Here is a 13631-nt window from a genome sequence, read left to right as displayed (position 1 = left end):
CGTGCACCGCGTCACGCGAGTGACTTTAGAGTACCAGGATGGTTCGAAAATAGATTTGCCAAGTGAGCCATCCCAGATGACGTATTATCTTGAGCGTACAATTGTCGAGGGAGGTGACAATCTGGCCCGCCTTGTGGAATCCTTCGGATCCCAGCCATCTATGGACAACCCCTTATTCACTCGGCGTATCGACGTGCGTCGACAAATAACTCCGCCAGATAAATACTTCATCTTGCCGGGCATTGTCGCTGCTGTCGACATTGAAGTGATCCGCACCCGTGCGCGTGTTATCGATTCCGATGCGCGGGTGGATATTTCGGCGGTCTCCGGACAGGTATCTTACGAAAATATTCTCACAGGGCAGAAATTCGTGACCGACTTATTCGGTCTCCCATTAGGCGGCAAACGTGTGGAGGTTGGGAAATTCTACTTCGTCTATCACTCCCTTCGCTATTTTTATGTTGATGCGATAGCCGGCGATGCCGTGACGATGTATCTGGTGGAAAGTTTCCAAAACGGCCAACTCATTCAGGGGGAATTCGTCCAAAAGATCGAACATTCAATATTTTATATTCCCCTAACAGACAAGAAAATCATCAAACGATTGGAACAGCGACTGCACCGGTTGAAGAGCTGAGTGGTCGCGATGAGTCAATTGGAGATGGAACGGAGATCACGCCGAGGGAGGTGCGAGGCTGCCCTACTATCAAATTGCAATGCTCAGCATTCAACCACGCAAGGCAGACCGCAGCTGCGCGCTTGATTTCCGGGCCTCATATGCTACGGCCCGGTCACGCTTCCCAATCCAGCCGTGAAAGGCCGCCAGCCCATGGCCGTCGCCAGCAAAAACATTCCAGCGCCCGACCTCGTCCCGATCCGCCGCGCGCTGCTGTCCGTCTTCGACAAGACCGGCCTCGTCGATTTCGCCAAGGCGCTCGCCGCGGCCGGAGTCGAGCTGGTCTCCACCGGCGGCACCGCGAAGGCGATCGCCGAAGCCGGCATGGCCGTGCGCGACGTCTCCGAGCTGACCGGCTTTCCCGAGATCATGGACGGCCGCGTCAAGACGCTGCACCCGTCTGTGCATGGCGCCCTGCTCGGCATACGCGACGACGCCGAGCATGCCAGCGCGATGCGGACCCACGGCATCGAGCCGATCGACCTCGTCGTCTCCAACCTCTATCCGTTCGAGGAGGTCCGCCGCTCCGGCGCCGGCTATGCTTCGATCGTCGAGAACATCGACATTGGTGGCCCGGCGATGATCCGCGCCTCGGCCAAGAACCACGCGTATGTCGCCATCGTCACCGACCCCGGCGACTATGCCTCGGTGCTCAACGCGCTGGAGATGAATATCGGTTCGCTGTCACTGGATTTCCGCAAGAAGCTGGCGGCCAAGGCCTTCGCCCGTACCGCCAGCTACGATGCGGCGATTTCCGGCTGGTTCGCCGAGGCGCTGGAGATCGAACATCCGACATGGCGCGCCTTCGGCGGCCGGCTGGTCGAGGTGATGCGCTATGGCGAGAACCCGCACCAGGGCGCCGGCTTCTACGTCAACGGCGACAAGCGGCCGGGCGTCGCCACCGCCCGCCAGTTGCAGGGCAAGCAGCTCTCCTACAACAACATCAACGACACCGACGCCGCCTACGAACTGGCCGGCGAGTTCGACCCGGCCCGCTCGGCCGCGGTCGCCATCATCAAGCATGCCAACCCCTGCGGCGTCGCCGAGGGGGCTTCGCTGAAGGCGGCCTATGCCAAGGCGCTGGCCTGCGACCCGGTCTCTGCCTATGGCGGCATCGTCGCCATGAACCGCATCCTCGACGCCGAAGCGGCCGAGGAGATCGTAAAGACTTTCACTGAGGTGATCATCGCGCCCAACGCCTCCGAGGAAGCGGTTCGCATCGTCGCCGCCAAGAAGAACCTGCGCCTGCTGGTCGCGGGCGGCCTGCCTGATCCTCGCGCCGCCGGCACGACGGTCAAATCCGTCGCCGGCGGACTGCTCGTCCAGGGCCGCGACAATGCGGTGGTCGACGACCTCGAACTGAAGGTGGTAACCAAGCGCGCGCCGACGCCGGCCGAGATGGCCGATCTCAAATTCGCCTTCCGCGTCGCCAAGCATGTCAAGTCGAACGCCATCGTCTACGCCAGGGACGGCGCCACCGTCGGCATCGGCGCCGGCCAGATGAGCCGCGTCGATTCCTCGCGCATCGCCGCCCGCAAGGCGCTCGACGCCGCCGAGGCGGCCGGGCTGGCGGAACCGCTGACCAAGGGCTCGGTCGTCGCCTCCGATGCCTTCTTCCCCTTCGCCGACGGACTGTTATCGGCGATCGAAGCCGGCGCCGCCGCCGTCATCCAGCCGGGCGGCTCGATGCGCGACGACGACGTCATCGCCGCCGCCGACGAACATGGCATCGCCATGGTGTTTACGGGTGTGAGGCATTTCCGGCATTGAGGCGCGCTCTTTCTTTCCCCTTGCGGGAGAGAAGAAAAAGGGCTCACTCCACTGGCTGGTCGGCCGGATATGGCGTCCTGATCAATATCGCCATGCCAGCGGCCAGGAACAGCACGATGGCCGCCATGCCGAGCCGCGATGAGCCACTGGCCAAGGTGATGGTTGCCACCATGAAGGGTGCGGCGAAACTGGTCGCTCGACCGGCCAGCGCATAGATGCCGAAATAGCGGCCCGATTCGGCGGCGGTGACGCTACGCGCCATATAGGAGCGCGATGAGGCCTGCACCGGACCGAAGGCAAGCCCGATCAGCAGGCCGTAGAAGATATAGGCCTTTTCAGCCGGCGTGCCGAACAATCCGCCGCTATCGGTTTCGGGCATCATCCAGGCGCCGAACAGCGTATAGCCCGGGCCGGTCGAGACGATGCCGATGGTGGCGATGCTGAGCAGGACGAGCGAGATAAGCACGATCGTCTTGGAGCCAAGCGCCGTATCGAGACGGGCGGCAACCAGGCAACCGACGATGGCGACGACATTGAGGATGATGCCGAACATGCCGATCTCGGTGATCGACCAATGGAACATTGCCGCCGCAAACGTGCCGCCCAGTGCCAGCAGCGCGTTGACGCCGTCCTGATAGATCATGCGGGCAATGAGGAACCGGAAGATGCCGCTGCGCTGGCGCACTTCGGCGAGCGTCGACTTCAGTTCCGACAGACCCCCGCGCACTGCCGGCCCGATCGCAATGCCCCTGATGGCGTCCGGCGTGAAGAAGAACATCGGCAGGATGAACAGGAAGTACCAGCCGGCCGAGAGCGGTCCGGTGGCCCGCGCATCCTCGCCGAGCTTTGGATCGAGCCCGAAGATGGGATCGAGGCCGACGATGGTTTTGCCGGTCTCCGGCGAACCGGCCATGCAGGCGACGACGAAGATCAACGCGATCATGCCGCCGAGATAGCCAAGGCCCCAGGCCATGTTCGAGATGCGGCCGATCTCGCTCTTCGGCACCAGGCGCGGCATCATGGAATCGTTGAACACCGTCGAGAACTCCGCCGCGACGGAGGCGATCGAGAACAGCGCCACGATCAGGAATAGGTTCGAACCGGGCGCGGCGAACCAAAGCAGGGTCAGACTGGTGATCTTGATCGCAGCGAAGAACGCGATCCACGGCTTGCGCGGTCCGGTCTGGTCGGCGATCGAGCCGAGGATCGGCGACAGCACGGCGATAGCCAGGCCCGCCGCTGCTATGCCGTAACCCCAGGCCGCCTGGCCCGTCTCCGGATCGCTGGCCATGCGTGAGACGAAGTAGGGCCCGAAGATGAAGGTGGTGACAACCGTGAAGAACGGCTGCGCCGCCCAGTCGAACAGCATCCATCCCCAGATGCCGCGTCCCGATGCCCGCTGCACTGCCACCTCGGTCATGTCCCCTCCCGCAGAACGGCGCCCGAAGCAGGGCGCCGTGTAGCTCTATAGCGTAGTTCCTGCCAGCAATCTCGCCCGATCTGGCTCACATCCCCGTCAGATCGCTCATCAGCCCTGACGCCACCGACAGCCGCGACACGGTGATGTCGCCGCCCTCGGTCAGCGCCTGCAGCCGCTCGCGGATGCGCCCGACCCGCTCGCCACCGGCCTCCAGCCAGGCCGCCACCGGGTCGGCCGCCTTGGCATGGCCGGTGAGCGCCGCCACCGCTATGCCGCGCCTGGCCGCGCCGATCGTGTCGGTCGCGCGCGACAGAGCGAGCTGGTCGTAGTAGTCGGAGGGCGTGATCGAGCGCGCCGCATCTTCGACTCGCGGAATGCGGAAGGCGTCGCTGACGGCGAAGAAGGCCTTGGCGGCGGCGACGATATCGGCATTGGCCGTCCTGGCCGTCAGCGCGATGTCGGGGATCAGTTCCGCCACATCGGTCAGCGCCAGCTGCGCGGCGAGCTTCTCCGGCGCGCCGGCCTTGAACAGACCATGCCGCCGCGCCTCGATCCGCTCGCGCGAGAAGGCGGGCAGCAGCGAGGCGAGTTTTGGCTCCAGTGCCTTGCGCGCCTCCTGCAGCTCGGCAATCCGCTGGCCGAGCGCGGCCGTGCCGGCATCGTTCTTAAGATACCAGCCGCTTGTCACGAAGATAAGCCGGCTAATCGCCTGATAGAGATCGAGCTGCACCTGGCCGTCGATCTGGTTGTCGAGCGCGTCGATCTCGCGATAGAGCGCCGGCAGGGCAAAACCGTCCCGCACCACGGCGAAGGTGCGCACCACGTCGGCGGCGGTTCGGCCGGTGGCTTCCTGCAGCCGGTTGACGAAGGAAGGTCCGCCGCGATTGACCAGGTCGTTGGCCAGGACGCGGGTGATGATCTCGCGGCGCAGCCGGTGGCCGTGGATCTCGGCGGCGTATTTCTTCGCCATCCGGTCCGGGAAATAGCCCATCAGGTCGCGGTCGAAATGCACATCGTCCGGCACGTCGCTGGCGACGATGTCGGAGAACAGCACGATCTTGGCATAGGCGAGCAGCACGCCGAGCTCGGCCCTTGTCAGCGGCTCGCCGCGCGCCTCGCGCTCGGCAAGCGCCGCCGGCGACGGCAGCGTCTCGACGGCGCGATCGAGCAGACCGCGTGCTTCGAGCGCCGACATGAAGCGGCTCTGATGCGCGATATCGGCGAGCCCGCGCTTGCGCGCCATCGAAAGCGCCAGCGTCTGCTGGTAGTTGTTGGACAGCACCAGTGAGCCGACCTCATCGGTCATCTCGGCCAGCAATTTGTTGCGCGCCGGCCGGGTCAGCGATCCCTTGCGCATGGCCGAAGCCAGCGCGATCTTGATGTTGACTTCGACGTCGGAGCAGTTGACGCCCGCCGAATTGTCGATGGCGTCGGAATTGCAGCGGCCGCCCGCAAGCCCGAACTCGATGCGCGCCCGCTGCGTCACGCCAAGATTGGCGCCCTCGCCGATGACCTTGGCGCGCACGTCGAGCGCGGTGATGCGGATGGCGTCATTGGCGCGGTCGCCGACATCGGCATTGGTTTCGGTGGAGGCCCTGAGATAGGTGCCGATGCCGCCGAACCACAAAAGATCGACCGGCGCCTTGAGAATGGCGTTCATGATCTCGACCGGCGTCGCGGTGGTCTTGCCAAGGCCGATGGCCGCGGCAGCCGCCGCCGGCAGCGTGATCGACTTCTGGCTGCGCGAGACGATGACGCCGCCTTCCGACAGCTTGGTCTTGTCGTAGTCCTGCCAGCTCGAGCGCGGCAAAGCGAACATGCGCTGGCGCTCGGCCATCGAGGCCGCCATGTCCGGATCGGGATCGATGAAGATGTCGCGATGGTCGAAGGCGGCGATCAGCCGCGTCTGCGGCGACAGCAGCATGCCGTTGCCGAACACATCGCCCGACATGTCGCCGACGCCGACGACGGTGAAGGGCGCGGTCTGGATGTCGCGGTTCATCTCGCGGAAATGCCGCTTCACCGCTTCCCAGCCGCCCTTGGCGGTGATGCCCATCTTCTTGTGGTCGTAGCCGGCCGAACCGCCGCTGGCGAAGGCATCGTCGAGCCAGAAGCCGTGCTTCTCCGAGATGGCATTGGCGGTGTCGGAGAAGGTCGCCGTGCCCTTGTCGGCGGCGACGACGAAATAGGGATCGTCCTGGTCACGCCGGATCACGCCGGCCGGCGGAATGACCTCGTCGATGCCGATGTTGTCGGTGATCGACAGCAGGCTGGAGACGTAGTTCTTGTAGGCCGAGGTTCCGGCTTCGAAGATGGCGTCGCGGCCGGCGCTCGTCGGCAGCTTCTTCGGATAGAAGCCGCCCTTGGCGCCGACCGGCACGATGACGGCATTCTTGACCTGCTGCGCCTTGACCAGGCCGAGCACCTCGGTGCGGTAGTCCTGGGCGCGGTCCGACCAGCGCAGGCCGCCGCGCGCGACAGGGCCGAAGCGCAGATGCACGCCTTCGACCTCCGAGCCATAGACGAAGATCTCCCGCCACGGCCGTGGCGCCGGCAGCCCGTCGACCACCTGCGAGTCGAGCTTGATCGCCAGCGACTGGCCTTTTGCTTTCGTATCGGCAACGAAATGATTGGTGCGCAGCGAAGCTTCGATCAGGTTGAGGTAGCGGCGGATGATGGTGTCGTCATCGATGTTGGGCACCTCCTCCAGCGCATCCCTGATCTTGGCCTTGAGGTGCTTGGCCGCCACCACGCCTTCCGTCTCGGCCGTCGGCCCGAGGCGGGCGACGAACAGCGCATGCAGGCCGCGCGCAATATCCGGATAGCGGTTGAGCGCTGCGGCGATGAAATCCTGGCTCTGCGGGATGCCGGCCTGCTGCAGATAGCGGCCATAGGCGCGCAGGATGGTGACTTCGCCCGACCACAGGCCGGCGGTCTGCGCCAGGCCGTTATAACCGTCATTGTCGATGTCGCCGCGCCAGACCGACAGGAAGGCGTCCTCGAACAGCCCGCCGCCGTCGCCGAGGTCGATCGGCTTGCCGTAGCTGTTCTCGAGCTCCATGTCGTGGATGAAGACCTTGTCGGTCGCTTCCTCACCGACCTCGAAGGTGCGCTCGCTGATGACGCGGAAGCCGATGTTTTCCAGCACCGGCACCCGCCTCGACAGCGCCACGGGGCTGCCATGGTGATAGATCTTCAGCGCCGCCTGGTGCGGCTGCTGGTCGGCATGCCGGTAATAGTCGATAGCGATCGGATTGGCGGCACTGATCCTGGCGATCCGCCCGGCATCGGCCAGCGCCACCGCTGCCGGGAAACTATCGCGATAGCTTTCCGAAAAGCGCGCGGCGATCGCGGTGAGCGCCGCTTCCGTGCCGGTCTCGGCCGCGGTTTCACGCAGCGCGTCGTCCCAGGTGCGCACGATGTCGCGGATTGCCGCTTCGATCGTCGCCTGCTCGACCTTCGGCGTCTTGCCGCCGGAGCGGCCGATGATGAAATGCACGCGCGCCAGCCCGCCTTCCGGGAAGGCCGGGTAATAGGCCGACAGCCGGCCTTCGAACACCGTCTTGAGGTACGTGCCGACCTTCTCGCGCACGACGCTGTCGTAGCGGTCGCGCGGCACGAAGACGAGGATCGAGACGAAACGGTCGAACTGGTCGGCGCGCACCAGCGCCCTGACGCGCGGCCGTTCGATCAGTCCGAGGATCGCCTCGGCGTGCTTCCTGAGGATCGGAATCGGCACCTGGAACAACTCGTCGCGCGGATAGCTTTCCAGCACGTTGATCAGCGCCTTGCCGGAGTGATCGCCGGGATTGAAGCCGGATTTGGTAATGACGGTCTCGGCCTTCGACCTGAGATAGGGGATCTTCATCACCGAGCGCGTGTAGGCGGTCGAAGTGAACAGGCCGACGATGCGCAGTTCGCCCGAAAGCGTACCCTTGGCTGTGTAGGTCTTGACGCCGATGTAATCGAGATAGATACGGCGATGCACCGAAGACTTGGCATTGGCCTTGGTGACGATCAGCGGCTCCGGTCCATGCAGGAAGGCGCGGATCTCGGGCGTCGTCGTCACCGCTTCGGTGCCGCGCCTCAAAACCAGCACGTCCGGATCGGACAGGATGCCGAGGCCGGGCTTCTCGGCGCGCTCCAGCGTGCCGCTCTTCTCGCCACCGGTATATTTGAATTCGCGCATGCCGAGGAAGGTGAAATTGTCGTCGCGCAGCCATTCGAGGAAGGCGATCGCCTCGGTGACATGCGCCTTGTCGAGCGGCACCGGCGCGTAGCGGAACTCCGAGATTGCCTGGTCGAGGCGGGCCAGCATCGGCTTCCAGTCGGTGACTGCGGCGCGCACCTGGCCAAGCAGCTTCCTCAGCCGTCCGGCCAAAGCCTCGGCCTGGTCAGCAGACATGCGACCGATATGGACATGGACGACGCTCAGCCGGTCGTGGCTGAGATCGCCCTTGGCAAAGCCGCCATCGCCGAGGATTTCATCGACGCCGCTCTTGCCGTGCCTGACGACGACGACCGGATGGGTGACCAGCAGCGGCTCGCCGGCACCCTCGGTGATCTCGCCGAGGATCGAATCGAAAAGGAACGGCATGTTGTCGTTGACGACGGTGATGACCGTCAGCGGCCGGCCCTGGCGCACGACCCCGGACTCGACGTCTATGGCGACGACGCAGTCGCCCTTCCTGTGTCTGGCGACGGCGCGTCCGGCCAGATCGGCGGCGCGTTCGAGGTCGGCGGCATCATAGGCGGCGACGTCTTCGGCCGGTGCCCGGGCAAGCAGGTAATCGGCAAGCTTGCCGGTTTTTTCGCCCCCCCTTGCCGCATCCTTCTTGGCCGGACTCGCCTTTTTCGACTGGCTTGCTGTTTTGAGGCTGGCCATGGTGTCAAATCCCTCCCGTCATATGCTTTTGCGACTATGGTAGCAGATGACCGGTATTTGGCGACAAAGGTTTGACGGCTTGCGAAGAAATATCGCAGGGCCGAAACTGACCGTCGAATGCATGAGGAGGAATGCCGATGACCGGCAAGATTATGGCGCTCGACCTTGCGCAGGCGGAGCTGAGCGAGACGACAAAAGCCTACTTCGCCAAATGCGAGGAGAAGCTCGGCCTCGTTCCCAATGTGCTGCTGTCCTATGCCTTCGACGAGAAGAAGCTGCGCGCCTTCACCGATACGTACAACGATCTGATGCTGGGCGACTCCGGCCTGTCGAAGCTGGAGCGCGAAATGATCGCGGTCGTCGTCTCCTCGATCAACCATTGCTACTACTGCCTGACCGCGCACGGCGCGGCCGTGCGCCAGCTTTCCGGCGACCCGACGCTTGGCGAAATGATGGTGATGAACTTCCGCGCCGCCGACCTGTCGGACCGGCAGCGCGCCATGCTCGAATTCGCGGTCAAGCTGACCGAAGAGCCGGCAAAGATCGTCGAGGCCGACCGGGCAGCGTTGCGAAAGGCCGGTTTCTCCGACCGCGACATCTGGGACATCGCTTCGACCGCCGCCTTCTTCAACATGTCGAACCGGGTGGCGGCGGCAATCGACATGCGGCCCAACGACGACTACCACGCCATGGCGCGGTGACCGATGGCGATAGACACTTCTGGCGAGTGGTGGATTGGCAGCGAACCGAACGATATCGCAGAATACCTGAGCGCCTACGCAACCGAAGGCTATGAGGTCCACGACTTCAGGCTCGCGCGATGTAAATGCGGTTCCACCTCGTTTCTTCTCGATGCCGACGATGATGAAGGCGTGGCGCGACGGACATGCACGGCCTGCGGGTTAGAACATCTTATCTGTGACAGTGAGGAGTTTTGGGACGAATCCAAGCCGGAGCGCCGGGTGTGCATCGAATGCGATTCCGAAGCCACAAATATTGGCGTCGGCTTCTCCATTTATCCGGCACGTGGCGGCGTTCGCTGGCTTTACGTCGGTGTACGATGCACAGCTTGCGGCGTCTTGGGATGTTTCGCCGGCTGAAAGGTAGGCACGTCGGATAGCATGAACCTGTTGGACAAAGTCTAGCTGCTCACCATTTTGCATATTGCGATTAAGCATTCCCGTTGCGTGTTCGCCTGTTTGGTCCGATGATCGGCGGGCGGCATGACCGCATGCCGGTTCGATGCCGCTGATCAAGGGAGGAGAACATGGCGAAGTTTCTCTATGTCTACCATGGCTCGGGCAAGATGCCGACCGACGAGGCCGAGCGGAAAGCCGCAATGGACGCCTGGACCGGCTGGTACGGCAAGCTCGGCTCGGCCGTGGTCGACGGCGGCAATCCGGTCGGCATGTCGAAGATGGTGCTGCCCGGCGGCAAGGTCGAGAACAATGGCGGCAGCAATCCGACCGCCGGTTACACGATCGTCGAAGCGAAGGACATCGACGATGCCGTCGCCAAGGCCAAGGATTGCCCGATCCTGATGGATCCGGCCTTCAGCGTCGAGATCGCGCCGATCATCGAAATGACGTGACGTGTTCAGGAGCGCGCGGCGATTGCAGCAGCGGCGCCGGCCATGGTGCCGGCGCTGATGCGGTTGGCGATCTTCATCGCGCGCTTGCTCTTGAGCAGCTTGCGGGCCTGCGCGGCGGCCAGCACCCAGGCAAGATCGATGGCGACCAGGACCACGGCCATGGTCGCTGTCAGCTCGACCCAACCGACGACGCTGACCGAGGCGAGGTCGATGATGGTCGGCAACAGCGCCAGATAGAACATCATGATCTTGGGATTGCCTAATGTCACCGCCATGCCGGCGAGGAAGAGCTTTGCCGGTGAATCCTCGCGCGGCATCTCGCCTTCCTTCGCCTCGACCGGTGCGGTCCACATCTTCCAGGCCAGATAGACGAGATAGGCGACGCCGATCCATTTCACGATGACGAAAGCGAAATGGAAGGTCTGCGCCACCACCGCCAGCCCGAACACCGCCAGCGACAGCCAGATGCCTTCGCCGATCCACATGGCGAGCAGAAACGGGAACACATCGCGAAACCCCTTGGCGATCACCCGCGCCACAAGGGCGGCGATCGACGGTCCGGGTGAGCCGGCAGCGACGAATAGAGCGGCGGCAAATATCAGGAGCGACGTGAGCTGCATGGCGGGATCTCTGTTTGAAACGTTCGGCCCATAACTAGCTCAACTGGCCCGGCGACGGTAGCGCCGCAAGGAGAGACTTGCTGGACCACCCGCCCAAAGGCTAGAAATGCCGCCCCGACACGATTTTCGAGTTTCACTTTGCCTACGTAACCGCCGGTCTCGTCAACTCCCCCGACACAGTGCGTGGCACCGCATCCGCGATGCCTGTTTTCATTTCATGTGTTCCTCAGGGTGGCGGTTCGAGACCGGTTTGGCACTGCTGAACCGCTGTCGCGCGCAAGCCGCCCGTGACGCCTGTTTTCCAATCGCCGCAGCCTCTCGCCACGCCGTGCCCGCATGGGCTCTCGACATCGCCGGTCTGACGAACTTCCCGACGGGAAGGGCTTATCGGCATGTCTTCTTACTTGCGTATCCGCTGGGCGATCACGCCCAAAATCGCGCCTCGACCTTTCATCAACTGCAACCGCTGCGGCACCAAGCCGTATCAATGCAGCGGCAAATTCCGCGTCAACGCCAACGGCAAGCGCATCGACGCCTGGCTTGTCTACCGCTGCATCGATTGCGACAATTCCTGGAATTTCGGCATTCTGGAGCGCTGCAATCGCCGCGACATCGAACCGGCCCTGCTGCAGGCGCTGGAGAGCAACGACGCGGCACTCGCCCGCCAACACGCTTTCGATGTCGTGGCCCTGCGAGGCCAGGTCGGGCGCATCGAGGAATTTCCAGATGTCGCCGTTCACAAGCAGAGGCTCGGCGATGGACCGAAAGCCGCAACCGCGCTCGAACTTCGGCTCACCCTCGAAACGATGACGTCGTTGCGACTTGACCGCCTGCTCGCCGGCGAGCTCGACATCTCCAGGTCGCGCCTTCAGGCCCTGGAGGAGCGGCGCTTGCTGACCGTCGACTCGGACGGCGCAAAGGCTCTGCGCAAGCCGGTCCGAACCGGAACGGTGGTCCGTATCGATCTGTCCAGCGAACCCGACCGGCAAGCCATCATGACGGCCGCAGGCCGATGAGCCGGCAAGCACGGGAGTACGCGGCCGGATCGCCCGGCAGGGTCATCCCGCCGGCGCGTATTCGTTCATGTCGAAGACATGGTGGTGAACGCGGCCGGTGAACATCTTCAACAGCTCGCCGGTCACTTCGCGACTCTCGAACCGAACCGAGGATTGAAGCGCCCGTTCGCACGTGGCCATGTCGGGATAGCGGATCGCGAGGACCATTGCGTAGACTGGCGCGCCTTCGTCGCGGGCCGTGCCATCGAGGACGCGGATTTCCTGCGCGCCGGGAAACTGCGTCCACAGCGGCACCAGCCTCTCCTTCACGAAGCGACGAAACTCGGCCTCGCTGCCGGGATGAATCTCGCCCTCGAACAGGGCATAGCGGACGATCATGGTCTCTCCTTGCACGACAGAATTCCGCGGCCGTACGGCGAACAACCGTACGGCCTGTCGGACCGGTTGGATTTGGGTAGGGACGCGGGCGCCTGTCATGCGCCCGCGCCGGTGGATGCCTACTTGCCCCAGATCTTCTTGTACTGGTCGCGATAGCCGTTGTCGGGGTCGAAGGCGTTCTTCGGCCCGCCGTCGAATTCGACATTGTCGGCCGTCACGACATGCAGCGGCGACAGATAGCCGGACCATTTTTCCCCGGCGATCGCGCGGTTCAGCTCGTCGACCAGTTGCCAGCCCTGCAGGTTGAGCGGTTCGGCGACCGTGACCTTCTGGAACTGGCCGGCGCGGATGCGCTGATAGGCCGATTCCGAACCGTCGCCGGCGGCGACATTGATCGGCGCGTCGGTGCCGGCTTTGCCCGCCGCGGCGAGCGAGGGTCCCATGAAGTCGAAATAGAGGTCGTTGATCGCCAGCGAATGCGTCCAGGCATCGCCGTATTTCTGCAGCAGCGAGGTGGTGAGCTGTGGCATGCGCTGCGACGTCTCGGCGATCGGCGTGTCGACATATTCGAGCACCTTGCCGCCCAGCCGCTCGATCTCTGCCTTCATCTTGTCGGCCTTGGCGATGGCGATGGCATAGGTGGAATCGGTGAAGATGATGACTCCCGGCTTGCCCTTGGCATCGGCATAGGCCCAGTCGGCGGCGGCCGTGGAAACCTGCATCGCGTCGGTCGAGACATTGGCGAACACGCCGTTCTTGTCGTCGGGTCCGATCACTGGCCCGGCATGCCAGGAAACCAGCGGAATGCCGGCGGCCTTCGCCTGTTCCAGCGCCGGCGCCTGTTCGACCGCGTCGAAGCCGTTGATGACGATGCCGCTCGGCTTCAGCGCCATCGCCTGGCCGAAGGCCGCCGTGCGGCCGCCGATCGAGCCGGCACCGTCGATGACCTTAACCTCCCAGCCGATCGCCTTGGCCGCTTCTTCGACACCGGTGGTGACGCCAAGAATGCCGCCATTCTTGAGATCGCCGGCGAGCACGACGATGGTCTTGCCTTCCTGCGCCTTCGGACCGGTGGTCGGACCGTCCCAGGCGGTGACCTTCTGGGCGTATTTCTGCACGACCGCCATGGCGTCGGCCATCGCGTCTGCCCGTGCCTGGCCGGCGAACAGGGCCGGTGCGGCGATGGCCACCGCCATCAGGGCGACGGACGATTTCAGGAATGTTCTGCGCTGCATGTTGGTTCCTCCCTTGGGTTTTTGAAACAGACTGACCGTC

The 13631-nt window shown here is 63.9% G+C and carries 11 protein-coding genes; 6 read left to right on the top strand and 5 right to left on the bottom strand.

Annotation, left to right across the window (positions count from 1 at the left end; all coding sequences use genetic code 11):
- The first annotated feature begins 1 nt into the window (after position 1).
- Both DH08_RS25735 and purH read left to right on the top strand, forming a co-directional pair.
- The gene (locus DH08_RS25735; RefSeq protein WP_192181955.1) at positions 2-637 is read left to right on the top strand and encodes a hypothetical protein; all 636 of its coding nucleotides are present in this window, start codon (positions 2-4) and stop codon (positions 635-637) included.
- 192 nt (positions 638-829) lie between these two features.
- Positions 830-2446, top strand: coding sequence for a bifunctional phosphoribosylaminoimidazolecarboxamide formyltransferase/IMP cyclohydrolase (gene purH / locus DH08_RS25730; RefSeq protein WP_192181954.1), 1617 nt, complete (start codon positions 830-832; stop codon positions 2444-2446).
- A 43-nt stretch (positions 2447-2489) separates the two neighbouring features.
- Here purH and DH08_RS25725 read toward each other — a convergent pair whose 3' ends face one another.
- The gene (locus tag DH08_RS25725) at positions 2490-3866 is read right to left on the bottom strand and encodes an MFS transporter (RefSeq protein ID WP_192181953.1); all 1377 of its coding nucleotides are present in this window, start codon (positions 3864-3866) and stop codon (positions 2490-2492) included.
- Positions 3867-3951: 85 nt separating this feature from the next.
- Complete coding sequence (locus tag DH08_RS25720; RefSeq protein ID WP_192181952.1) at positions 3952-8751, bottom strand: NAD-glutamate dehydrogenase; 4800 nt, start codon at positions 8749-8751, stop codon at positions 3952-3954.
- A gap of 137 nt (positions 8752-8888) precedes the next feature.
- Here DH08_RS25720 and DH08_RS25715 point away from each other — a divergent pair, with 137 nt between their 5' ends.
- From DH08_RS25715 to DH08_RS25705, 3 genes are all read left to right on the top strand, one after another.
- Entirely contained in the window at positions 8889-9452 is a 564-nt protein-coding gene (locus DH08_RS25715; RefSeq protein ID WP_192181951.1) for a peroxidase-related enzyme, read from the top strand.
- Between the two features lie 3 nt (positions 9453-9455).
- Complete coding sequence (locus DH08_RS25710) at positions 9456-9851, top strand: hypothetical protein (protein WP_192181950.1); 396 nt, start codon at positions 9456-9458, stop codon at positions 9849-9851.
- Positions 9852-10018: 167 nt separating this feature from the next.
- A complete protein-coding gene (locus tag DH08_RS25705) occupies positions 10019-10342 on the top strand; it encodes a YciI family protein (RefSeq protein ID WP_192181949.1) in 324 nt (107 codons plus the stop codon).
- Between the two features lie 5 nt (positions 10343-10347).
- Here DH08_RS25705 and DH08_RS25700 read toward each other — a convergent pair whose 3' ends face one another.
- Positions 10348-10962: a LysE family translocator gene (locus DH08_RS25700; protein ID WP_192181948.1), complete on the bottom strand. Its 615-nt coding sequence runs from the start codon at positions 10960-10962 to the stop codon at positions 10348-10350.
- Between the two features lie 392 nt (positions 10963-11354).
- Here DH08_RS25700 and DH08_RS25695 point away from each other — a divergent pair, with 392 nt between their 5' ends.
- Entirely contained in the window at positions 11355-11978 is a 624-nt protein-coding gene (locus tag DH08_RS25695; protein ID WP_192181947.1) for a DUF1062 domain-containing protein, read from the top strand.
- 42 nt (positions 11979-12020) lie between these two features.
- On the opposite strand, the gene DH08_RS25690 is transcribed toward DH08_RS25695, so the two are convergent.
- Together DH08_RS25690 and DH08_RS25685 are read right to left on the bottom strand one after the other, a co-directional pair.
- On the bottom strand, positions 12021-12356 hold the full coding sequence (locus DH08_RS25690; protein ID WP_192181946.1) for a hypothetical protein: 336 nt from the start codon (positions 12354-12356) through the stop codon (positions 12021-12023).
- 119 nt (positions 12357-12475) lie between these two features.
- Positions 12476-13591 carry an ABC transporter substrate-binding protein gene (locus DH08_RS25685; RefSeq protein WP_192181945.1) on the bottom strand — a complete coding sequence of 372 codons (1116 nt, stop codon included), beginning with the start codon at positions 13589-13591 and terminating at the stop codon, positions 12476-12478.
- Positions 13592-13631 lie beyond the last annotated feature (40 nt).

Origin of the sequence: Mesorhizobium amorphae (assembly GCF_014843845.1) — a bacterium.
Taxonomy (GTDB): Bacteria; Pseudomonadota; Alphaproteobacteria; order Rhizobiales; family Rhizobiaceae; genus Mesorhizobium; species Mesorhizobium amorphae_A.
This window is presented reverse-complemented; position numbering and strand designations above follow the sequence as displayed.

Excerpts from the sequence above, each read along its gene's own strand:
- purH (WP_192181954.1), top strand. The coding sequence starts at position 830 with ATGGCCGTCGCCAGCAAAAACATTCCAGCGCCCGACCTCGTCCCGATC.
- DH08_RS25725 (WP_192181953.1), bottom strand. The coding sequence starts at position 3,866 with ATGACCGAGGTGGCAGTGCAGCGGGCATCGGGACGCGGCATCTGGGGA.
- DH08_RS25720 (WP_192181952.1), bottom strand. The coding sequence starts at position 8,751 with ATGGCCAGCCTCAAAACAGCAAGCCAGTCGAAAAAGGCGAGTCCGGCC.
- DH08_RS25715 (WP_192181951.1), top strand. The coding sequence starts at position 8,889 with ATGACCGGCAAGATTATGGCGCTCGACCTTGCGCAGGCGGAGCTGAGC.
- DH08_RS25710 (WP_192181950.1), top strand. The coding sequence starts at position 9,456 with ATGGCGATAGACACTTCTGGCGAGTGGTGGATTGGCAGCGAACCGAAC.
- DH08_RS25705 (WP_192181949.1), top strand. The coding sequence starts at position 10,019 with ATGGCGAAGTTTCTCTATGTCTACCATGGCTCGGGCAAGATGCCGACC.
- DH08_RS25700 (WP_192181948.1), bottom strand. The coding sequence starts at position 10,962 with ATGCAGCTCACGTCGCTCCTGATATTTGCCGCCGCTCTATTCGTCGCT.
- DH08_RS25695 (WP_192181947.1), top strand. The coding sequence starts at position 11,355 with ATGTCTTCTTACTTGCGTATCCGCTGGGCGATCACGCCCAAAATCGCG.
- DH08_RS25690 (WP_192181946.1), bottom strand. The coding sequence starts at position 12,356 with ATGATCGTCCGCTATGCCCTGTTCGAGGGCGAGATTCATCCCGGCAGC.
- DH08_RS25685 (WP_192181945.1), bottom strand. The coding sequence starts at position 13,591 with ATGCAGCGCAGAACATTCCTGAAATCGTCCGTCGCCCTGATGGCGGTG.